A 20646-nucleotide genomic window follows, 5' to 3' on the forward strand; every position below is an offset into this window, starting at 1 on the left:
TTCTAGGAGAATTAATTATGAGCGAAAATAAATTTATGAAAAAATATGATGTACTATATTATGATTCAGATGTTAATAAAAACATAAGAATGGTTCCACTTATGAAAATCTTTGGTGATGTATCTGCAATCCATGAGGAAGAGTTAGCTTATGAAGGAATTAAGTATTTAAAAGATCATGAATTAAGTTGGATTATTTATAGTTATTCAATAGATATAAAAAAGCCAATACCATATAAAAGTTCAATAAATGTGGAAACTTATCTAGAAGGAATAAAGAAATTTTATGCTTGTAGAGTATATAAAGTTTATAATGAAAAAAATGAACTTGTGGCTGAAGGAAAGATTATTTTCTTATTAATAGATTTAGAAAAGCGTAGAGCTGTTAGAATACCTAAAGAGTATTGTGAGTTAATAAACATGAGTGATACTGGAGAGGTAGAGTTAAAATCAACTAAAGTTGAAAAATTAATTAGAGAAGATTTAGAATCAAATATTTCTGTAAGAAGAAGTGATATAGATTTTAATAAGCATGTTAATAACACTAAATACTTAGAATGGACTATGGAAGCTACTCCAGAGTGTATTTTAGATGAATATAGCCTTATATCAGCTAAAATAAAGTATGAGAAGGAAGTTAGACTTGGGGATGATGTAAATATTGTTTGCCAATGGGATGAGATTGAAGAAGGTTATAAGTGCCTTTACAAGATTGTAAACAATAGATTAGGTGAAGTTTCAGCTTCAATAGAAACAATTTGGAAAAAAGAGTTTTAAAAGTAATAAAACCCTCGGTATGGCTAGGAGTTTGTAGCCTAGTTATACCAAGGGTTTTGTATTATATAAAAATAAATTTTACTTAAATTAAAAGGTTATATTATCTATAGAAAATATATTACTGAAGGGTACAAGAAAGTGCAGCAGTAAATCCAGAACTCCAAGCCCATTGAAGATTAAATCCACCACAATCTCCATCTACATCTAATAATTCACCACAAAAATAAAGGTTATCTACTAACTTTGACTGAAGAGTCTCAGCATCAACTTCCTTTGTATTTATTCCACCAGTAGTTACCTGAGCTGCTTGGAATCCATTTGTTCCAATACATTTAAATTCCCAAGATTTCATAAGGTTTATTAAGGCTTTTTTCTCTTTCCAAGTAAGTTCATAACATGGTTTATGTAAATTATCTATGCCTGCTTCTCTTAATAATATAGGGATCATTTTCTTGTTAACAACACCTATAAGTGAGTTTATAACTTCTCTACAAGAAAAAATAGCAAAATGTCCTTCTAAGAAATCTTCTAACTCTTTTAATGATTTATCAGGCATCATATCAACTAAGATTTTAACCTCTTTACCTTTAAAGCATCCTAAGGAAGCTTCCCTAGATATTTGTAATATTGGAGGGCCAGATATTCCGTAGTCTGTAAAAAGAATCTCTCCAAATTCTTTTCTAATACTTTTTCCATCACATAAAACTTCAGCATAACCATTAAACTTTATTCCTGATAAAGCTTTAAGTTTATTGTGAGATAGTTTTAATTGGACTATAGCTGGATTAGGTTCAATAATAGAGTGGCCTAAACTTTTAGCAAGAGTATATCCAGAGCCATCAGAACCAGTTTTAGGAGCAGATTTTCCTCCACAAGCCATTATTAACTTTTTACACTTAATCACAGGTGAATCCTCATTTCCTGTGGATAAAGTAAATTTACCCTTAGATTTGTGGATAGATTTTACTTTGTAAGAATTATAAACAGGAATTTCACGTTCTTCTAAGGCTATTTTTAAAATATCTACAACAGAAGATGCCTGTAAAGATTGAGGATAATTTTTCCCTTTTTCAAGTTCTATTATTGGTAATCCTAGATTAAGAAAAAAGGCTTTTGTATCTTCTACAGAAAATTTATTTAAAGATTTAATAAAAAATCCATCATTTGCACTATGAAAGTTTTCAAATGGAAAACTTATTAATGAATTTGTTATATTACATCTACCGTTTCCAGTAGTAAGAATTTTTTTGCCTATTCTGTCTGTTCCTTCAACTATAGCAACATCTAATCCAAAATCCTTTGCTGTAATTGCAGCTGTCATACCAGAAGCTCCGCCTCCTATAATAACTACATCATGGTATATCATAAGTTTTAATTCTCCCTTCTAAATTTGTATATATTAATAATCAAAAATAATTTTCTAAATTTCTTATATGTTTAATCATAACATTTCTAAGTTTGAATTGTATCATATTTGACTAGTAATAGATACTTAAAGAGAAGAAATTATAAGGTTATATTATTTTCTTTAAGGAGTAATACTAAATAGTGAGGTGAATATTATGAAATTTAGAATTACCAATGAAAATATAGAGGGGTATAATACAGAGTTAAAGATTAGAAGAATGAATTATGATCAAGTAGTGGTAAATTATAAAAATAATTCAGGCATAAAAACTTTTAAAATGAATGAGGGAGAATTAGTTTCGGAAGGAGAAGTTGATGATATAATTAAAAAATACACTGATTTATTAAAAATAAAAATAAACAGAGGAACATCAGCTTTGTTTTATAAAGGTATAATAGATTCAATTGAAGAATCTATTGAGGAAGTAAAATCCTTAAAAGTTTTAAATGATTTTACTAAATCAACAAGCAAAAGAGGAATTTGGGATAAAGAGATACTTATATACCTAAACGAGAGCTATCCAATAAAAATTGAAGCAAGTGGAAGAAATTTTAGGGAAGATAGTTATAAGTTCAATATTAAGGTTCTAGAAGAAGCAGAATTCATTGAAATGTGCCATTTTAATATAGGAAAATTAAAGAATCAAATAGGTTGGAGAGAAAGGCAGTTAAATGTCTATAAAAAAATAGTTGAAAAAATAGAAAAAGAGAGTAATTTTGAGTAAAATGGCGAATTATAATTATAATTTTATTAAATAGCTATAAATGGCCTAAAATAACTAAAAAAAGTGTTGACATAACTTTAGTTTTTGGGTATTATATTCCTTGTCAGGTCGCCAAGTGCGAAAGACGAAAAACAAAATAAACAAATTTAGTTTAAAGCTAAAACTGGTCAAAAATGATGTGGTTTTAAGAGTTAATGTGGCCCCTTGGTCAAGCGGTTAAGACACCACCCTTTCACGGTGGTAACAGGGGTTCGATTCCCCTAGGGGTCACCAACATGGTCGCATAGCTCAGCTGGGAGAGCACCTGCCTTACAAGCAGGGGGTCACAGGTTCGATCCCTGTTGCGACCACCATAAAACTTTTAATGGCTCAGTAGCTCAGTTGGTTAGAGTGCCGGCCTGTCACGCCGGAGGTCGAGGGTTCGAGCCCCTTCTGAGTCGCCACATTTTTGGCCCCTTGGTCAAGCGGTTAAGACACCACCCTTTCACGGTGGTAACAGGGGTTCGATTCCCCTAGGGGTCACCATATTACGGTCGCATAGCTCAGCTGGGAGAGCACCTGCCTTACAAGCAGGGGGTCACAGGTTCGATCCCTGTTGCGACCACCATAAAACTTTTAATGGCTCAGTAGCTCAGTTGGTTAGAGTGCCGGCCTGTCACGCCGGAGGTCGAGGGTTCGAGCCCCTTCTGAGTCGCCAGTTTTGGCCCCTTGGTCAAGCGGTTAAGACACCACCCTTTCACGGTGGTAACAGGGGTTCGATTCCCCTAGGGGTCACCATATTACGGTCGCATAGCTCAGCTGGGAGAGCACCTGCCTTACAAGCAGGGGGTCACAGGTTCGATCCCTGTTGCGACCACCAAAACTTTTAATGGCTCAGTAGCTCAGTTGGTTAGAGTGCCGGCCTGTCACGCCGGAGGTCGAGGGTTCGAGCCCCTTCTGAGTCGCCACATGCTGGTGTGGCTCAATTGGCAGAGCAGCTGACTTGTAATCAGCAGGTTATCGGTTCAAGTCCGATCATCAGCTCCAAAGAACTTCAGTTAAACTGAAGTTTTTTTTTATTCTTTTAGAGAGTAATTCGCCATTTAATTTATTTATGCAAAAAAGTACACCTTATCTTTTAAGTAAGATAAGGTGTATTTTTTCTTTTTTGAAGATTTTTCTTTATTCTTATGTCATCTCCGTAAGTTTTAAATAGAAGAAAGTTTCCTAGCAATCTAGAAGTTATTCTTTCTGCATAAGCTTGCTTCAATTCAGGAAGATTTAAATTTGTAGATATAATCATCTTTTTATTTAATAATATTTTTTTGTTTAGAAGGGTAAATAACTCAGTTGTAGAGAAATCAGTTATTTGTTCTGCACCTAAGTCATCTATAACAAGTAAGTCACAATTTATAAGCAAATCTTCTAATTCATGATCATTATTAAATCGTATTTCTCTAAGATTTCTAATAAGTTCATCAGATGTTCTATAAACGACAAGAAATCCATTATCTAATAATTCTTTAGCTATGCAATAAGTTAAAAATGTTTTTCCAGTTCCAGGACTACCATAGAAAAGTATATTTTCATTATGCTTATCAAATTTAGGGATATATCCATTAACCATCTTATCAATGATTATTTGCATATTTTCTCTTGGAGAATACTTTTCATTACCATTGTTTAAAGGAGAAAAAACATTTATATCAAATTTTGAAAAATTATTTAGTTTTAAAGCATCAGCCATGTGAGAATTCTCATAGTATATGTCTACAAGTTTTTTCTTATAACAAATACATTTTTTAGTACCTATATATCCTGTATCTTTGCAAGATTGACAGGTATAATGCATATCTAAATAATCTTTTGGATATCCACTCATAGCAAGTAGTTGATCTTTCTCATCTCTAAGATTTTCAATTTCTTTTTTTAATTTTTCAAAACTTTCTTTTTCATGTTTTCTTAAAGCAAGCATTGAAAGTTTTAAAGAAAGCTTATTTATTTCTCTTTCATACTCAAAAACTTGAGGTAGCTTTTCTTTTAACTCTTTTTGTCTATTAGCTAGATTTGATTTTTCTTTTTGACGGATTTTTTCATACATATCCATCAATTGACTTTTATAACCTTTAATCATTCAATATCCCATCCTAACAATTGTTTTTCTAAGGAATCATAGTCATAATCTCTTTGGGTAAAGTTTGCTTCTCTAGCTGGTTTCTTTTGAATTGGAGCTGAATTATTTTTGTTAAATGGTTTTTTAATACTAGATGTCTTTTTAATATCTTTTTTTGCCACATCATCAAGCGTTTTTATACCATCTTTAAACCATTTACCTAAGATACCATCTATATATTTAAAATCAGCTCTGTTTAAACGTTCAAAGCATATATCGCAAGCCTTAAGTATTAACTCAACAGAGAAGTTATAAGTTAAAAGCCACTTTTCCATCATAGTTTCCTGTGGCTTCATTATTTCGGTATTTTGAATTCCTAAATACTTAAGAATTTTTCTTATTTTAACCCATTTGTCTTCTGTTTTAGTTATATAAGCTTGAGCTTCCTCTATTGATTTTATTCCGGCATTATGCCATCCAAGAGCCACTGTCTCTATGTATCTAACATCTTTTTTACCCTTAGATACACAGTACTCTATTAGTATTAATATAAGCTCTGAGGAAAAATTAAGCTCTGTTTGCCAAGAAAGATAAGTTGTCATTTCCTTTGTGGATAAAGGACGACATATAAGCTTTTCTATATCTTTGAGCATATCCTTAGTGTTATTTTCATCAAGGGCTGATAATAAATCAACAGAGTTTTGACTTGATGAATGATTACCTTCTGATAAGTCTAAAAATTCTATTTTAAAGTTATTCATTTTATCTATAGGAACTAGTTTTATAACACCTTCGTCATGCCAATAATTAAGAGCATTCATTATATCTGATTCTAAAAGATTTAAGTTTGTTGCTAAAATTGAAGAGTTAACTCCAGGTTCTCCAGTGAAATTATATTTTAGCAATAATAAATAAACCTTAATAAATTCTCCACGAGCTTTAGGCATATATTCTTCTAGGAATACATTACTAACAGGAGTAAACTTAGTGGCTGAGTTTTTTAACATAAAAGTACTCAAAAAATAACCACCTTTCTAGATTTATAAATAGTCTAAATTTTAAAATGTATATAAATAAAAAATAGACTATGTTTAATTATATCAAAGTGTCTTTTCTATAACAATAAAGGAGGCTTCTATAAATTGCAAAAAATATTTTATTTACATGAATAATTTTTTGTTAAGTGGAAACATTAATTTACGTGTTTAAATTTATACTAAAATTTTTATTAAAAGGAGAATTACCAATATGAGTATTTCAGAGGGTGAGGGGAGAAACTTTATTAAAGTTTTTCTAATTACCTTAATTATTTTATTTTGTACAGTTAAAACTAATGTTTTTGCTAATTCTTTATACCCAAGAATGGGAAGTGAAAAACTTATTTTTGTAAATATGCCTTGTATGGCTAATGTTTATGTGGAGGCTTATGAATTATCTCTAAATAACAAGGTTATAGGGTATATAGGAAATCCTGATACAGTTGAAACTGTTTTAAATAAAATAAAACAAACATACATAGATAAGGCTTCTGAAAAAGGAGTTTTAGTTAAAGAAGTAAATTTTGATACAAAAATAGATTTAAAAAAGAATATGATTCAATCTAAAGATTTAAGTTCAGTAGAGGATATAACTTCAAAGATAATGCTTGCTAATGATATTTTAGAGGAACCTTTGCTAGATGTAACTATTGAAGCTGAAATTGATGAAATTGCATCAATAGAGCCAGCAGTTGAAGTTATAAAACTAGAAGACAAGTATTTAGGAGAAAATACTATTGAAGAAGGAAAATGGGGAGAGAAAAAGGTTAAAAAGAAAGTAACATTTGTAAATGGAAAAGAATCAGAAAGTGAAATAATATCTGAATCAGTTTTGAAAGAAGCTGAGAGTACAAAAATATATAAGGGAATAAAAAATCCAATTAACTCAAATATGGCATTTTTAGCTCATCCAACTAGAGGTGGAGTTATAACATCTGTCTTTGGAGAAAAGAGTAGAGGAGGCCATAGAGGAGTTGATATAGCGGTTCCTAGTGGAACACCAATAGGAGCAGCTTGTGATGGTGTAGTAAGTTTTGTTGGGTATGACGATATATATGGCAATATGGTTAAGATAAAGCACGATGATAATACAGAAACTCTTTATGCTCATGCTAGTTATATATTAACTGAGCTGGGGAAAGAAGTGAAAAAAGGTGAGACTATTGCCAAGGTTGGAAGTACTGGAAGAAGTACGGGGCCTCACCTGCATTTAGAACTTATATATAAGGGTAATCCTATTAATCCTGTAGATTATATAAGTTAGTTTTAAATATTTTCAAGTAAAAATGATAAATCTATGACTCCTTCTCCAACAGAATCAGAAGGTAGTTCATATTTATTATTAGAAGCTATTTTTAATAAAGAACATAAATCCTTGTAATTTAGTTCTGGCTTGGCCTCTAAAAGTAGTGCACATACTCCAGATATGTAGGCACAGGCTAAGGAGGTTCCTTGAAAGACTGTGTAACTACTATCTAATTTATGAGGATATAGTTTTATTCCATTTCTTTCAGAAATATATTTTTTATCTGAGTTTAAGCACATTATATTAGCACAGGCTGCACAAAAATCTGGTTTTTTCACATTAGAATTTCCAGATGAAGAAAATTTAAAAGTTGTTGTTGGTGTCTTTGTAGAATCTATACCACCAACTGTTATACACCAAGGAGATAATGCTAAGCCTTGAATAGTGTTATCTCCTTCTATACTTCCAGAAGGGACAACAGGAATAATATTTTTACTAACTGCTAACTTAAAAAGTTCGTTAAAGTAATCTGATATTTTAATATTATGGCTAGTAAGTTCAAAAGGTAAACATAAAACTCTTATAGGATTATTCTCTTGATTTATAAGAGTTTCAATGGCGAAAAGTATATCTGAAACATAGCCCTTTCCATTAGCATCAAAGGCCTTTATACAAGATATTTTGGTGTTTTCTGCAATTCCTCTAAAAACAAGCTTTGATGAATATCCACTTCCACATATAATCCCACTTAAAGCAGTTCCATGTCCATTATCATCATAAGGATAAGAATAGTTGTTTAATAAATCTAAAAACATATCTATTTTGTTTGTAGGATTTGTTAGATCTTGATGAGGATAGACTCCACTATCAATTAAACCAATAGATACATTCTTGCCAGTAAAATTAAAAGATTTATTGGTGGCAATTCTATTAGCAGTACCTATACTAAGCCCACAAAGTATAGCATGGTCATCAAAAGAAATAAATTCTACCTCAGGATATTCAATTAACCTATTAATAGCTTTTGGTGTAAGAATAGCGCAAATCAAATTTAATGACTTAATTTCTCTTATAACAATACCTCTAAGCTTAGGTATTTTCTTTGTTATATCTTCCATAAATTTTTTGCATTTTATAAGAACTCTATAATTCGTATAATAAGAGCGATTTATATAAATTTTTAGATTGCTATCCAATTTTTGTTTTATTGAAAACATAATAAATACTCCCATATTATTTATTATTTTATAATATATGAATGGGAGTATGATTTTGACAATGTATTAACTTTTCCATTTAAAAATGATAATTCCAACTATCATTAATATTATTCCTAAATAATTATGGGCAGCAAATCTGATTTTTTCACTATCAAAAAGGGCAAAAGCATCTATTATTCCTGCTGTTAAGAGTTGGGATATTAAGATTATTGATATACCAAAGGTTGGTCCTAAGGTTCCTACAGCAGCCATAACAGTATAGGTTATAACAACACCAATTGCTCCTCCTAGTAGATATATTTTGTTTACAGAACGAAGTTCAGAGTAATTACCATTTCTTAGCATAAGCATAATAAGCAGTGCTAAAACAAAAGCAGAACCTTGAACTATGGTATTTGTTTCCCAAACACCTATCTTTTCTGAAACTCTTGTGTTAAAAACTCCTTGGATACTCATTGCTGCTCCAGAAATAATTGCTAAAATAATACCAAGCATAATAAATCACCTCAAGCTTAGTATTTCCACAAATAAAAAAATAACTCTCTAAATTTTAGAGAGCTATCTTACAACAATCATTTTTGAAAAAAATTTCTTCTATTTGATTTATTGAAAAACCTAAGCTTATTCCTAAGCTTATAAAATCTTCAAATAATGTTTTATAGTGATCAATAGATGGAGATATTATTAAGTCATTTACATCTATAAGTAAAGTTAAAAATTGATCGCTTAAACAATAATCATTTGGTTTAACTATTAATTTCTTTAAGCAAGTATAATTTTTATTTAAGCCTATAGTAAGGATTTGTTTTAAACAATCGATATATTTTTCTAAAACTAATTGTTTTGAAACTTTAGATTTATTGCTATCGTTCCAATAAATAAAACATTTTGTTTCATCAGCTAATTCGCTTATTTTAACTTGAAGCGCTAAGTACATTCTAGTGGTAACTTTATAGTTATTTAAATTACTATCGATAACAAGTTCCTTGTTAAACTTATCTTGTTGAATAAAAAAATTATCTAACTCCATGAGTATATCCCCCTATCTTCTTAAGCAAAAAATGCTTACTAGTTAATTTTACAGAATCTTTTCACAATTGAAAAGGAGCGAAAACGAATACAAATCTAAAAAGTTACGAAATGTTAATTTACAATTATTTTAACCTAAGTTAATTGAATATATGTCATATAAATATTAATATAAATAGACACAATATAAATTATTTAGTAATTTCTTAGATCGTATGATTTTACAGGGATTTCTCTTTTGTTATTTTGAAATCTCCAAAGTTCTATTTTAGAAATTTTTAATATGTTCTTTTGAGAAGATTCTCTTAAGTTAAAAACAGTAGGTTGCGTATTATTCTTTTTATGATTTTCTTTAAAGTTAGGGGTGTTTATAGGTATGTATAGAGGAGAGTCAACACGCTCCCTAACATTAAAACCATGTAACTTTAACATATCATTGAATAATCTATGAATTTTTTTAATATAACCTTTGTTTTCGATTTGTAAGTTTAGAGCTTTATTAGTACTTTCATTAAACTCAGCACTACCAGTTAACTCTATCTTAAATTTCTTATAAGGTTTGATTAATTTAAGGACCACTTCATCTAGTTTATCTAGATTGGGGTTATCAATTGTTTCAAGAGGAATGTGTAAACTTATATGATTTCTTGGTAATTTGTATTTTCTTAATAAACCTCTTTGAATTGATTCAAGGGATTTACAAGACTCCTCATCAAACAATGCTACTAAATAATATTTCATAACAAAACCTCTCTTGAATATTAGTTTGTTCCAAATAAATACAAACTTTGTTATAAATTATAACATATAGAATTTTTAAAAAAAATAATAAGAGAGAAATTTCAGAATAAAAAGTATTTTTAGACAATATAAATTGGGTAAATTTTAAAAGTAAACAATAAAAAAAATCTTTAAATATTAGCTTATTATGATATAATGAAAATTATGAGTAATACTTTAAATTTCACGGTTTAGCCAGTTTAAATATGGTTAATCGAAATAAAAATTTTAACTAAACAAGAATAAAAAAGAAGAAAATGGTAATTGTATACATATAAAAAATTAGCAAGGGTGAATTGTATGAATAGATTAATTATAAATGGCGGTAAAGCTTTAAAGGGATCTATAGAAATAAACGGAGCTAAAAATGCTGCCGTAGCTATATTACCGGCAGCTATACTAGCTAGCAAAGGTGAATGTATTATTGATAATGTACCAGATATAGCTGATGTACATTGCTTAGAGAGAATAATTAGATCATTAGGATGTAATGTTGAAAAATTGGATAATAACACATTAAAGATAAATGCTGAAGAAATAAAAACTGTAGAAGCTTGTGGAAATGATGTAAGAAAAATGAGAGCTTCTTATTATTTCATAGGAGCACTTTTAGCACGTTTTAAAGAGGCTAAAGTTGAACTTCCAGGAGGTTGTCCAATAGGAGTTAGACCTATTGACCAACATATAAAAGGATTTGAAGCACTAGGAGCTAAGGTTTCAATAGAGCATGGTGCTGTAAATATAATGGCAGAAAAATTAATAGGAACAAATATATTCTTTGACGTAGTAAGTGTTGGAGCTACTATAAACCTTATGATAGCGGCAACTTTAGCAGAAGGAACTACAGTGTTAGAAAATGCTGCAAGAGAGCCACACGTAGTAGACGTAGCAAACTTTTTAAATGCTATGGGAGCTAATGTTAAAGGGGCAGGGACGGATGTCATAAGAATCAAAGGTGTTAAGGAATTAAAAGGCTGTAATTATAGTGTTGTACCTGATCAAATAGAAGCAGGAACATTTATGATAGCAGCGGCAGCTACAAGAGGAGACGTAACAATTCAAAATGTTATACCAAAGCACTTAGAATCAATTTCAGCTAAGCTTTTAGAAATGGGAGCTAAAGTAGAAGAGGGAGACGATAGTGTTAGAGTTTATGTTGATGGAGATTTAAAAGGAGTAAATTTAAAAACTGCTCCATATCCAGGATTCCCAACAGACGTTCAACAACCAATGTGTACTCTACTATCTACAGCTAAAGGTAGAAGTATAATAGTTGAAACTATATGGGAAAATAGACATAAGCATGTAGATGAACTTAAAAAAATGGGAGCTACTATAAAAGTTGAAGGAAGATCAGCTATTATAGATGGTGTAGATAGACTTACAGGGGCTGTTGTTAAGGCTACTGACTTAAGAGCAGGAGCTGCAATGGTTATCGCAGGTTTAATTTCTGATGGAGTTACAGAAATAACAAGTATTGAACACATAGATAGAGGATACCCTCATATAGAAGAAAAGTTCAGAATGCTTGGTGCTGATATAGTCAGAAAATAAGAACAATAAATGGGGGAAATATATGATTTTTTGTTCACTATATAGTGGAAGCAGTGGTAATAGCATATTAGTAGGTTCAAAAAAAACTAAAATACTAATTGATGCAGGATTATCAGGCAAAAAAATAATAGATGGTTTACAAGAAGTAGGTCAAAATCCAAATGAGATTGATGGTATTTTCATAACCCATGAGCATAGTGACCATATAAAAGGAGCAGGTATATTATCAAGAAAATTTAATATACCTATATATGCAAATGAGCTTACTTGGAAAGCCATGGAGAAATCCCTAGGAAAAATAAAAGAAGAAAATATAAAAATTATGCCTAAGAGAAGCACCATGAGTTTAAATGATTTAGATATAACATCTTTTAATACTCCACACGATTCTGTGGCTTCAACAGGTTATACTATAAAGCACAAAGGAAAAAGTGCAAGTATTGCGACTGATATTGGAACATTTACAGAGGAAATATTAAGAAATATTAGAGAATCTGAAGTTATTTTATTAGAATCAAATCATGATGTACAGATGGTTAAGTTTGGACCATACCCTTATGAACTAAAAAGAAGGGTACTTAGTGAGGTTGGACATTTATCTAATGAAGATTGCGGAAAAGCTATCGTTGATATAATGAAGCATGATAAGCATAGAAAAATAATATTAGGTCATTTAAGCAATACTAATAATGTGCCAGAATTAGCTGAACAAGCTGTTATTAATGTATTAAATGCACATAAAATTAACATAGGGAAAGATTTAGAGCTTAAGTTAGCAGATAGACATAAACCAAGTAGTTATATAAGTTTTTAAGTAAGGGGAATTTATATGAAAAAAGGGATGATTTTATTAATTCTATCATCTTTTTTGTTAGTTGGATGTGACAGCATAAAAATGGATAAGTTAGCAGCTAACAATAATGAGAGGGTAAAAACAATAGCTAATGATTTAATAGGAGATATTGATTTATCTTTATACTTTGATGGAACTAAGGATGAACAAAATCCTAAAATAGAGCAACAAGAAATACTTGTTGATGGTGATGAAATTTTAGGGCAGTATTTAATACAAGCTCTTATTCAAGGGCCATCTCAAAAGGGAAGTTTAGCTCCTATATTACCTAAGGATACTAAATTATTATCTTTTGATATAAAAGATGATATTGCAATCATAAATTTAAGCAAAGAAGCTATTGTAAATATGAGTGCAACTAAAGAACAGGCAACCTTAGAAGGTATAATAGCTACAATAACCCAAATACCAAGTATTAATAAGATTAATATACTTGTTGATAATCAAATGGTTGATTCATTAGGTGGTAATTTTGACATTAGTAAACCTTTCGGAAAAGAAGATATACCTAATTTAAAGATAAATAATTAGGGAATTTGTAAAAATGTAAACAAATAATTTCATATGTATTAAAAATATATATTTTATATGTTTATTAATTAGTAAAATATTGAAATATATTGTCTAAATTATTATAATTTTGATATAAAGTTGATTAAAAAGGAGAAGGAAGTATGAGTTTATATAAGCAATGGACAGACATGGTTGTAGAATATGTTAAGGTTAAGGGAGAAGCTGCATTCTGGAAAGAATATAGTGATGTAGAAACTAAAATATACAAAGATTTATTAGCTAATCACAAAGAAGTTAAGAAAGCTACAATTGCAGATTTAGCTAAAGAATACGGTACAACAGAAGAGTTTGTAATGGGATTCGTAGATGGAATAAACGATAGTTTAAAAACTCCATATGACTTAGAAAAAGTTGAAAGCAATACAGAATTATCATTTGATATAGACTTTGAAAATTTATACTATAATATGTTAGATGCAAAAGCAGATTACTTATTTAACTTACCTCAATGGGATGCTATATTCTCAGGAGAAAAGAGAAGAGAAATCCAATTCAGATACAGAGATTCAAAAACTGTAAGAAATGAAGAAGTTAAAGTTGGAAGAAATGAACCATGTCCATGTGGAAGTGGAAAGAAATATAAAAAGTGTTGTGGAAAATAATTAATTTTTTGAATAGGTAGACCTAGTCTACCTCTTTTTTATGTGCTTTTTTAAGATTTTAATATGATATAATTTAAGTATTAATTATTTTGGGTGAGTTTATATTATGGATAAGAATGTTATGTGGTTAAGAGAATGTAGAATTAATAAAGTTATAAAAGCTTTAGAAGAAAATAATATGAATGGATATTTAGTAAATTCAAAAGAAGAACTTATAAGTAAGATAGAAGAATTAACTAATAGTGGAGATATAGTAGCTTGCGGAGGCTCTATGTCCTTATTTGAAGCTGGAGTTATAGATCATCTTAGAAGTGGAAGATATGAATTTTTAGATAGATATAAAGAGGGGTTAAAACCTGAAGATATAAAAAAGATATACAGAGGTGCCTTTTCATCAGATGTATATTTCACAAGTACAAATGCAATTACTGAAGAGGGTGAAATATATAATGTTGATGGTAATGGAAACAGAGTAGCAGCTATGCTTTATGGACCAGATAAGGTCATAATTGTAGCAGGATATAATAAAATTGTTGAAAATTTAAGTGAAGCTATACAAAGAAATAGAAGGATTTCAGCTCCTGCTAATGCAAAAAGATTAAATAAGAAAACACCTTGTGCTAAGGTGGGAAATTGCATGGATTGTAAAAGTCCAGAAAAGATATGTAGAGAATATACTTTAATCAGAAGTCAAAGTAATTCAAATAGAATACATGTAATATTTTTAAATGAAGAATTAGGATATTAAAATTTACAAGTAAGAACATGTAAAAATGTTCTTACTTTTTTTATAAATCTGAATTTGATACAGAATGATAATTTGTAAATAATTATTATTAAATGTATTGCTTTGCAATTATTAAATTTTGAAAATTAATAAAGTCTTTTTATTAAGAAATTAATATTACTAAATTGTAAGTAGAATACAATGGTATTATAATATGAACATGGTTCAAATAAAAAAGGAGATGAAAGTAATGTCAAAAGAATTAATTATAGCAATAATATTTATGAATTTAGCACTATTATTTTATAGTATAGGTGTTTGGTCTGAAAAGATTCAAAAAACTTTAAAACTATGGCACTTAGCATTTTTCTACTTAGGTCTAATTTGTGATACTACAGGAACTGGAGCTATGGAAAAGATAGCTGGGGGAATAAACTTTAGTTTCCACACAATAACAGGTGGAGCAGCATTAATATTAATGTTAGTACATGCTATCTGGGCAACTGTAGTTTTAGTAAAGAAAGATAAAAATATGATAGCTAAATTCCACAAATTTAGTATAATTGTTTGGGTAATTTGGTTAATACCATTCTTTACAGGAGCTGCAATGCATATGCTATAAAAAGTTTAAAAGACTATGTAAGAATATATCTTGCATAGTCTTTTTTATATATAAAAATTAATATTTTAGTTTTAAAATATTATGGTATTTAAAATTTATTAAGACCATGTACTAAAAATTAATAACTCATTTATATATCTCACTAATTATGAATTATTAATAAGAGGTATAGGGTATTTTATAGGATTACTAAGAGCTTTACTTTATGGTAATATTATTGGTAGTTAAAACTAGGAGGGCGAAAGATGAATATAACAGTTATTTCAGTAGGGAAACTAAAGGAAAAGTATTTAAAGCAAGCTATAGATGAGTATTCAAAAAGATTAAGTAGATATTGCAAATTAGAAATAATAGAACTTCCTGATGAGAAAACACCAGATAATGCTTCAGAAAAAGAGGAGCTTCAAATAAAAGAAAAAGAAGGTAAGTTAATACTTTCAAAAATAAAGGATAATATGCATGTAATTGCTATGGATTTAAAAGGTAATGAAATAACTTCTGAGAAATTTTCAAAGTATATAGAGAATTGTGGAGTTATGGGAAATTCAAATATTACCTTTGTAATTGGAGGAAGCCTTGGTTTATCACAAGAAGTAATAAAAAGAGCTGATTACAAATTATGCTTTTCAAAAATGACATTTCCCCATCAATTATTTAGAGTAATGTTATTAGAACAAGTTTATAGAGCATTTAGAATTATGAAGAATGAACCTTATCACAAATAATGGATATTTTTACTTTAAATAGATTAAAATGAATTAAGAGAAATAGACTAAATAAAACTTAATATAAATGATAAACTAGTTGAATATCTAGTAAAATAAGGATGAGTACCTATTAAGGGTATTCCTTTTTCTTTTATGTTAAGAAATATTCGATTAAAGGTGTTGAATTTAGATATAGTTATATAGAAAAAAATGTATTAATTTTAAATAATTAAAAAAAATAAATATAAAAGGTTGTAAATAGTTAAGTACTATGTTATACTAAAATAGTAGCAGAGTAGCTAACAAAAAAAGTTTCATTTAGATAAATAGTTCTCAAAATTAGAGATTATATATCCATTTAGAATCTTTAATTTTAGGAGGAATGTTTATGTCAGATAAAACATTAAAATGCAGAGATTGCGGAAGTGAATTCATATTTTCAGTAGGAGAGCAAGAATTCTACAAAGAAAAAGGATTTGAAAATGAGCCAACAAGATGTATATCTTGTAGAAGAGCTAAAAAAGAGCAAAATAGAAGATAATTTTAGATTATTATAGGTTGTGGTTTAAACTACAACCTTTTTTTATGTAAAAATATTATAAAAACCTCACTTAATACTGATACGGAGAAACGTACCATAAATAGAATTAAAAAAAGCCTGTTTTAAATAAAAACAGGCTTTTTTTAATATAAAGTTTTTAACTATCTACCATAGTTCCACCATTTACATGAAGAACTTGTCCTGTTACGTAGGAGGAATCATCAGATGCTAAGTAGACATATGCTGGTGCGAGTTCAAAAGGTTGACCAGCACGTTTCATTGGGACATCAGATCCAAAACGAGCTACTTCTTCCTCTGAAAAACTTGATACTATAAGAGGAGTCCAAATAGGACCTGGAGCTACTGCGTTAACTCTTATTCCATTTTTAACGATTGATTGTGAAAGTGATCTTGTAAAGGTAACTACAGCACCTTTGGTTGAGGAGTAATCTATAAGATTTTCCTTGCCTTGGTAAGCAGTAACAGAGGTAGTATTTACTATTGTACTTCCTCTTTTCATGTATTTTAAAGCTTCTTGTGTAAGATAGAACATTGAGAAAATATTTATTTTAAAGGTTAATTCAAGTTGCTCTTGTGAAATACAGTTTATATTATTTTGAGGGAATTGAACTCCAGCATTATTTATTAAAACATCTATCCCACCTAAAGTTTCCACTGTAAATCTAACTAATTTTTCACAGAAGTTTTTATTAGAAATATCACCAGGAACTAAGTAGCATTTTCCACCATATTTTTCTACATATTTCTTTGTGGTTTCAGCATCATCATTTTCGTAAAGATAAGAGATTACAATATTTGCTCCTTCTTTTGCAAATGCTATAGAAACTGCTCTACCAATTCCACTATCACCACCAGTAATAAGAACTGATTTTCCTTTTAATTTTTCACTGCCCTTATAATCAGGATTATCAAATATAGGACTAGGAACCATTATTGATTCTATTCCAGGTTGAACTGATTGATGTTGAGGTGGGAATTTCTTTGGTAACTTTTCAAAGTTTATACTATTATCACAATATGGATTCATTAGACACTCCTTAGGTATTTATAATACTAGTTATTTTATGAAGAGATAATTATATTTGTGATTTTAAAGAGAGAATTTCAACTTTTTCATAATTAAAATCAAGAAATTTATTATAAATATTATTATAATTTAAGTTCTTACAATTTAATTTAAGTTTTATTAGGAATATTATTTCATATAGTAGTCAACATATAAGTGCAAAGAAAGATATTAAGAGACTACTGTGATAAACATGATTTATATGAAGAATATAGATATTGATATATATGTAGAAAATTTAATAGTAGAGTCAATTGGAGTATGTAATGATTCAAGTTGTGAATATGTATATTTAGGTATAAAAGGTACTTCAATAGAAGTAATCCAGTAGATTTGATTAGATATGCTCAAAATTAGGATTAATTATAGAAGGCGGTCTTTTTTAAAATACACTATATTTATTAAAATAATATTTTTATTATTTTGTAAATTTTTATAATTTTATATTTATATATTAATTAAAATTTTATAAATATTAAAAATAATTTAGGAATAACTAACATTAAAGTAATTGAATAGTAAACAATGGTGGTGATAAAATTAATAAAAAATAAGTAAATGGAGGGGTTTTTTTATGAAAAAAAGCTTATAATGGCGCTGATAGTTGCATTATCAGCTCAGGGGATGGAAACTGTATATGCACAAGATATAGTTGATACAGTTGAAAATAGAATAGAAGTTCAAGAGTCAAACTATGCTTCATTAAAGGTTATAACTGAAGGAAAAGGAACAGTAGCAATAAATGGCCAAACTTTAACTGGTGGAGATGTATCAGTAAAAGCTGGTGAATCAGTAAGAGTAAATGTAAATCCAGCAGAAGGATATGAATTAGATAAGGTAGAAGTTAATGGTGTAGTATTAACAAAAGACAATGCACCATCAGCAATGGAAAGCTTAGCTAATGGATATTTTGATTATACATTCTGGGGAGACCAAGCAAACTCAATAAAAGTAACATTTGCTAAGGTTGAAACTAATCAAACAATACTAAATGTAACAACAGAAGGAAAAGGATCAGTAGAAATAAATGGACAAACTTTAACTGGTGGAGATGTATCAGTAAAAACTGGTGAATCAGTAAGAGTAAAAGTAAATCCATCAGAAGGATATGAATTAGATAAGGTAGAAGTTAATGGTGTAGTATTAACAAAAGACAATGCACCATCAGCAATGGAAAGCTTAGCTAATGGATATTTTGACTATACATTCTGGGGAGATCAAGCAAACTCAGTAAAAGTAACATTTGCTAAAGTTGAAACTAATCAAACAACATTAAAAGTAACAACAGAAGGAAATGGATCAGTAGAAATAAATGGTCAAACTCTAACTGGAGGAGACGTATTAGTAAAAACTGGTGAATCAGTAAGAGTAAAAGTAAATCCAGCAGAAGGATACAAAGTAGACAAAGTAGAAGTTAATGGAATTGTCTTAACAAAAGACAATGCAGCATCAGCGGTAGAAAGCTTAGCTAAGAATGGATATTTTGACTATACATTCTGGGGAGATCAAGCAAACTCAATAAAAGTAACATTTTCTAAAGTTGAAACTAATCAAACAATACTAAATGTAACAACAGAAGGAAATGGATCAGTAGAAATAAATGGACAAACTTTAACTGGTGGAGATGTATCAGTAAAACCTGGTGAATCAGTAAGAGTAAAAGTAAATCCAGCAGCAGGATATAAATTAGATAAAGTAGAAGTTAATGGAATTATCTTAACAAAAGATAATGCAGCATCAGCAGTAGAAAGCTTAGCTAAGAATGGATATTTTGACTATACATTCTGGGGAGATCAAGCAAACTCAATAAAAGTAACATTTGCTAAGGTTGAAGCTAAGGAAACAGTTATAAATGTAACAACTGAGGGAAAAGGAACAGTAGTACTAAATAACCAAGAGCTAACTGGTGGAGACGTATTAGTAAAGACTGGAGAAGAAGTAAGAGTAAAAGTAAATCCAGCAGAGGGATATAAATTAGATAAAGTAGAAGTTAATGGAATTGTCTTAACAAAAGACAATGCAGCATCAGCAGTAGAAAGCTTAGCTAAGAATGGATACTTTGACTATACATTCTGGGGAGACCAAGCAAACTCAATAAAAATAACATTTGCTAAGCTTGAAACTAATCAAACAATACTAAATGTAACAACAGAAGGAAATGGATCAGTAGAAATAAATGGTCAAACTCTAACTGGAGGAGACGTATTAGTAAAGACTGGAGAAGAAGTAAGAGTAACAGTTAACCCAGCAGAAGGATACAAAGTAGACAAAGTAGAAGTTAATGGAATTGTCTTAACAAAAGACAATGCAGCATCAGCAGTAGAAAGCTTAGCTAAGAATGGATACTTTGACTATACATTCTGGGGAGACCAAGCAAACTCAATAAAAATAACATTTTCTAAGGTGGAAAACTCTGATAATCCTACAGAAGAGCAAAAGCCAGGAGATGAACAAAAACCAGGAGATGAACAAAAACCAGGTGAAGAGCAAAAGCCAGGAGATGAACAAAAGCCAGGAGATGAACAAAAACCAGGAGATGAACAAAAACCAGGTGAAGAGCAAAAGCCAGGAGATGAACAAAAGCCAGGAGATGAACAAAAACCAGGAGATGAACAAAAACCAGGTGAAGAGCAAAAGCCAGGTGAAGAACAAAAGCCAGGAGATGAGCAAAAACCAAGTGAAGAGCAAAAGCCAGGTGAAGAACAAAAACCAGGAGATGAGCAAAAACCAGGTGAAGAGCAAAAGCCAGGTGAAGAACAAAAGCCAGGAGATGAGCAAAAACCAAGTGAAGAGCAAAAGCCAGGTGAAGAACAAAAACCAGGAGATGAGCAAAAACCAGGTGAAGAGCAAAAGCCAGGTGAAGAACAAAAACCAGGAGATGAGGAAATAAAAGAAGAACTACCTCAAACAGGTGCACCTGTTAATGCAGCTTCTATGGGCATGCTAGGACTAACATCTTTACTTGGAGGATTATTCCTAAAGAAAAAGAGATAATATAATTATTATTAAATTAATGTAAGGAAGAAGTTAATTTAGCTTCTTCCTTATTTTTATTTAAATATATTAGT

At 29.9% G+C, this 20646-nt stretch carries 21 protein-coding genes and 10 tRNA genes; 23 read left to right on the top strand and 8 right to left on the bottom strand.

The genetic code is table 11. The annotated features are described in order from the left end of the window. Nucleotides 1–17 precede the first annotated feature (17 nt). Nucleotides 18–776, top strand: coding sequence for an acyl-ACP thioesterase domain-containing protein (locus I6G60_RS01855; RefSeq protein ID WP_003456854.1), 759 nt, complete (start codon nt 18–20; stop codon nt 774–776). Nucleotides 777–894: 118 nt separating this feature from the next. Here I6G60_RS01855 and I6G60_RS01860 read toward each other — a convergent pair whose 3' ends face one another. After that, the gene (locus tag I6G60_RS01860; protein ID WP_197925557.1) at nt 895–2142 is read right to left on the bottom strand and encodes a BaiN/RdsA family NAD(P)/FAD-dependent oxidoreductase; all 1248 of its coding nucleotides are present in this window, start codon (nt 2140–2142) and stop codon (nt 895–897) included. A 196-nt stretch (nt 2143–2338) separates the two neighbouring features. Here I6G60_RS01860 and I6G60_RS01865 point away from each other — a divergent pair, with 196 nt between their 5' ends. From I6G60_RS01865 to I6G60_RS01915, 11 genes are all read left to right on the top strand, one after another. After that, nucleotides 2339–2908 carry a hypothetical protein gene (locus tag I6G60_RS01865; protein ID WP_003466875.1) on the top strand — a complete coding sequence of 190 codons (570 nt, stop codon included), beginning with the start codon at nt 2339–2341 and terminating at the stop codon, nt 2906–2908. A 198-nt stretch (nt 2909–3106) separates the two neighbouring features. Further along, nucleotides 3107–3181: transfer RNA gene (locus I6G60_RS01870), tRNA-Glu, on the top strand. Nucleotides 3182–3185: 4 nt separating this feature from the next. Beyond that, nucleotides 3186–3261: transfer RNA gene (locus tag I6G60_RS01875), tRNA-Val, on the top strand. A 13-nt stretch (nt 3262–3274) separates the two neighbouring features. Further along, nucleotides 3275–3351, top strand: a tRNA-Asp gene (locus I6G60_RS01880). 7 nt (nt 3352–3358) lie between these two features. Then, nucleotides 3359–3433, top strand: a tRNA-Glu gene (locus tag I6G60_RS01885). Between the two features lie 6 nt (nt 3434–3439). Next, nucleotides 3440–3515, top strand: a tRNA-Val gene (locus I6G60_RS01890). A gap of 13 nt (nt 3516–3528) precedes the next feature. Then, nucleotides 3529–3605: transfer RNA gene (locus I6G60_RS01895), tRNA-Asp, on the top strand. Between the two features lie 5 nt (nt 3606–3610). Beyond that, nucleotides 3611–3685 (top strand) — tRNA-Glu (locus I6G60_RS01900). 6 nt (nt 3686–3691) lie between these two features. After that, nucleotides 3692–3767, top strand: a tRNA-Val gene (locus I6G60_RS01905). Between the two features lie 11 nt (nt 3768–3778). Beyond that, nucleotides 3779–3855, top strand: a tRNA-Asp gene (locus I6G60_RS01910). A 3-nt stretch (nt 3856–3858) separates the two neighbouring features. Then, nucleotides 3859–3934, top strand: a tRNA-Thr gene (locus I6G60_RS01915). 91 nt (nt 3935–4025) lie between these two features. Here I6G60_RS01915 and I6G60_RS01920 read toward each other — a convergent pair. Further along, nucleotides 4026–5021, bottom strand: coding sequence for an ATP-binding protein (locus I6G60_RS01920; RefSeq protein WP_003456704.1), 996 nt, complete (start codon nt 5019–5021; stop codon nt 4026–4028). Beyond that, a complete protein-coding gene (locus tag I6G60_RS01925; protein WP_003456897.1) occupies nt 5018–6019 on the bottom strand; it encodes a DnaD domain protein in 1002 nt (333 codons plus the stop codon). Before I6G60_RS01925 ends, I6G60_RS01920 begins: the two co-directional genes overlap by 4 nt. Nucleotides 6020–6248: 229 nt before the next feature. Between I6G60_RS01925 and I6G60_RS01930 the strand changes: the two genes are divergently transcribed. Next, complete coding sequence (locus tag I6G60_RS01930) at nt 6249–7301, top strand: M23 family metallopeptidase (protein WP_011010989.1); 1053 nt, start codon at nt 6249–6251, stop codon at nt 7299–7301. Nucleotides 7302–7303: 2 nt separating this feature from the next. On the opposite strand, the gene I6G60_RS01935 is transcribed toward I6G60_RS01930, so the two are convergent. The 4 genes from I6G60_RS01935 to I6G60_RS01950 all read right to left on the bottom strand — a co-directional run bounded on the left by I6G60_RS01935 (nt 7304) and on the right by I6G60_RS01950 (nt 10273). Further along, entirely contained in the window at nt 7304–8500 is a 1197-nt protein-coding gene (locus I6G60_RS01935; protein ID WP_004456928.1) for a S8 family serine peptidase, read from the bottom strand. A gap of 66 nt (nt 8501–8566) precedes the next feature. Then, on the bottom strand, nt 8567–8998 hold the full coding sequence (locus I6G60_RS01940; protein WP_003456757.1) for a DMT family transporter: 432 nt from the start codon (nt 8996–8998) through the stop codon (nt 8567–8569). A gap of 55 nt (nt 8999–9053) precedes the next feature. Next, entirely contained in the window at nt 9054–9533 is a 480-nt protein-coding gene (locus I6G60_RS01945; RefSeq protein WP_061429369.1) for a dUTP diphosphatase, read from the bottom strand. Between the two features lie 194 nt (nt 9534–9727). Next, a complete protein-coding gene (locus I6G60_RS01950; protein ID WP_003475852.1) occupies nt 9728–10273 on the bottom strand; it encodes a 2'-5' RNA ligase family protein in 546 nt (181 codons plus the stop codon). A 339-nt stretch (nt 10274–10612) separates the two neighbouring features. Between I6G60_RS01950 and I6G60_RS01955 the strand changes: the two genes are divergently transcribed. From I6G60_RS01955 to I6G60_RS01990, 8 genes are all read left to right on the top strand, one after another. Then, nucleotides 10613–11866: a UDP-N-acetylglucosamine 1-carboxyvinyltransferase gene (locus I6G60_RS01955; protein ID WP_003456772.1), complete on the top strand. Its 1254-nt coding sequence runs from the start codon at nt 10613–10615 to the stop codon at nt 11864–11866. 22 nt (nt 11867–11888) lie between these two features. Continuing rightward, entirely contained in the window at nt 11889–12680 is a 792-nt protein-coding gene (locus I6G60_RS01960; protein WP_011591183.1) for an MBL fold metallo-hydrolase, read from the top strand. 15 nt (nt 12681–12695) lie between these two features. Then, nucleotides 12696–13250: a GerMN domain-containing protein gene (locus I6G60_RS01965; protein WP_003456832.1), complete on the top strand. Its 555-nt coding sequence runs from the start codon at nt 12696–12698 to the stop codon at nt 13248–13250. A 143-nt stretch (nt 13251–13393) separates the two neighbouring features. Further along, nucleotides 13394–13894: an SEC-C metal-binding domain-containing protein gene (locus I6G60_RS01970; RefSeq protein WP_003456869.1), complete on the top strand. Its 501-nt coding sequence runs from the start codon at nt 13394–13396 to the stop codon at nt 13892–13894. 106 nt (nt 13895–14000) lie between these two features. Further along, entirely contained in the window at nt 14001–14642 is a 642-nt protein-coding gene (locus tag I6G60_RS01975) for a lactate utilization protein (protein ID WP_003456852.1), read from the top strand. 229 nt (nt 14643–14871) lie between these two features. Continuing rightward, nucleotides 14872–15243 carry an HsmA family protein gene (locus I6G60_RS01980; RefSeq protein WP_011591182.1) on the top strand — a complete coding sequence of 124 codons (372 nt, stop codon included), beginning with the start codon at nt 14872–14874 and terminating at the stop codon, nt 15241–15243. Nucleotides 15244–15488: 245 nt separating this feature from the next. Beyond that, a complete protein-coding gene (rlmH, locus tag I6G60_RS01985; protein WP_003456814.1) occupies nt 15489–15968 on the top strand; it encodes a 23S rRNA (pseudouridine(1915)-N(3))-methyltransferase RlmH in 480 nt (159 codons plus the stop codon). 370 nt (nt 15969–16338) lie between these two features. After that, a complete protein-coding gene (locus I6G60_RS01990) occupies nt 16339–16491 on the top strand; it encodes a zinc-ribbon domain-containing protein (protein WP_003479385.1) in 153 nt (50 codons plus the stop codon). A gap of 157 nt (nt 16492–16648) precedes the next feature. On the opposite strand, the gene I6G60_RS01995 is transcribed toward I6G60_RS01990, so the two are convergent. Next, nucleotides 16649–17539: an SDR family oxidoreductase gene (locus I6G60_RS01995; RefSeq protein ID WP_011591181.1), complete on the bottom strand. Its 891-nt coding sequence runs from the start codon at nt 17537–17539 to the stop codon at nt 16649–16651. 223 nt (nt 17540–17762) lie between these two features. Here I6G60_RS01995 and I6G60_RS02000 point away from each other — a divergent pair, with 223 nt between their 5' ends. Together I6G60_RS02000 and I6G60_RS02005 are read left to right on the top strand one after the other, a co-directional pair. Next, nucleotides 17763–17909 (top strand): hypothetical protein, encoded by a 147-nt coding sequence (locus I6G60_RS02000; RefSeq protein WP_003456797.1) that lies wholly within the window; start codon nt 17763–17765, stop codon nt 17907–17909. A 260-nt stretch (nt 17910–18169) separates the two neighbouring features. Further along, entirely contained in the window at nt 18170–20572 is a 2403-nt protein-coding gene (locus I6G60_RS02005; protein ID WP_223932483.1) for an InlB B-repeat-containing protein, read from the top strand. The last annotated feature ends 74 nt before the right edge of the window (nt 20573–20646 follow it).

The organism is Clostridium perfringens, assembly GCF_016027375.1.
In the GTDB taxonomy this organism is placed as follows: Bacteria; Bacillota; Clostridia; order Clostridiales; family Clostridiaceae; genus Sarcina; species Sarcina perfringens.

Excerpts from the sequence above, each read along its gene's own strand:
- I6G60_RS01855 (WP_003456854.1), top strand. The coding sequence starts at position 18 with ATGAGCGAAAATAAATTTATGAAAAAATATGATGTACTATATTATGAT.
- I6G60_RS01860 (WP_197925557.1), bottom strand. The coding sequence starts at position 2,142 with ATGATATACCATGATGTAGTTATTATAGGAGGCGGAGCTTCTGGTATG.
- I6G60_RS01865 (WP_003466875.1), top strand. The coding sequence starts at position 2,339 with ATGAAATTTAGAATTACCAATGAAAATATAGAGGGGTATAATACAGAG.
- I6G60_RS01920 (WP_003456704.1), bottom strand. The coding sequence starts at position 5,021 with ATGATTAAAGGTTATAAAAGTCAATTGATGGATATGTATGAAAAAATC.
- I6G60_RS01930 (WP_011010989.1), top strand. The coding sequence starts at position 6,249 with ATGAGTATTTCAGAGGGTGAGGGGAGAAACTTTATTAAAGTTTTTCTA.
- I6G60_RS01935 (WP_004456928.1), bottom strand. The coding sequence starts at position 8,500 with ATGTTTTCAATAAAACAAAAATTGGATAGCAATCTAAAAATTTATATA.
- I6G60_RS01940 (WP_003456757.1), bottom strand. The coding sequence starts at position 8,998 with ATGCTTGGTATTATTTTAGCAATTATTTCTGGAGCAGCAATGAGTATC.
- I6G60_RS01945 (WP_061429369.1), bottom strand. The coding sequence starts at position 9,533 with ATGGAGTTAGATAATTTTTTTATTCAACAAGATAAGTTTAACAAGGAA.
- I6G60_RS01950 (WP_003475852.1), bottom strand. The coding sequence starts at position 10,273 with ATGAAATATTATTTAGTAGCATTGTTTGATGAGGAGTCTTGTAAATCC.
- I6G60_RS01955 (WP_003456772.1), top strand. The coding sequence starts at position 10,613 with ATGAATAGATTAATTATAAATGGCGGTAAAGCTTTAAAGGGATCTATA.
- I6G60_RS01960 (WP_011591183.1), top strand. The coding sequence starts at position 11,889 with ATGATTTTTTGTTCACTATATAGTGGAAGCAGTGGTAATAGCATATTA.
- I6G60_RS01965 (WP_003456832.1), top strand. The coding sequence starts at position 12,696 with ATGAAAAAAGGGATGATTTTATTAATTCTATCATCTTTTTTGTTAGTT.
- I6G60_RS01970 (WP_003456869.1), top strand. The coding sequence starts at position 13,394 with ATGAGTTTATATAAGCAATGGACAGACATGGTTGTAGAATATGTTAAG.
- I6G60_RS01975 (WP_003456852.1), top strand. The coding sequence starts at position 14,001 with ATGGATAAGAATGTTATGTGGTTAAGAGAATGTAGAATTAATAAAGTT.
- I6G60_RS01980 (WP_011591182.1), top strand. The coding sequence starts at position 14,872 with ATGTCAAAAGAATTAATTATAGCAATAATATTTATGAATTTAGCACTA.
- rlmH (WP_003456814.1), top strand. The coding sequence starts at position 15,489 with ATGAATATAACAGTTATTTCAGTAGGGAAACTAAAGGAAAAGTATTTA.
- I6G60_RS01990 (WP_003479385.1), top strand. The coding sequence starts at position 16,339 with ATGTCAGATAAAACATTAAAATGCAGAGATTGCGGAAGTGAATTCATA.
- I6G60_RS01995 (WP_011591181.1), bottom strand. The coding sequence starts at position 17,539 with ATGAATCCATATTGTGATAATAGTATAAACTTTGAAAAGTTACCAAAG.
- I6G60_RS02005 (WP_223932483.1), top strand. The coding sequence starts at position 18,170 with ATGGCGCTGATAGTTGCATTATCAGCTCAGGGGATGGAAACTGTATAT.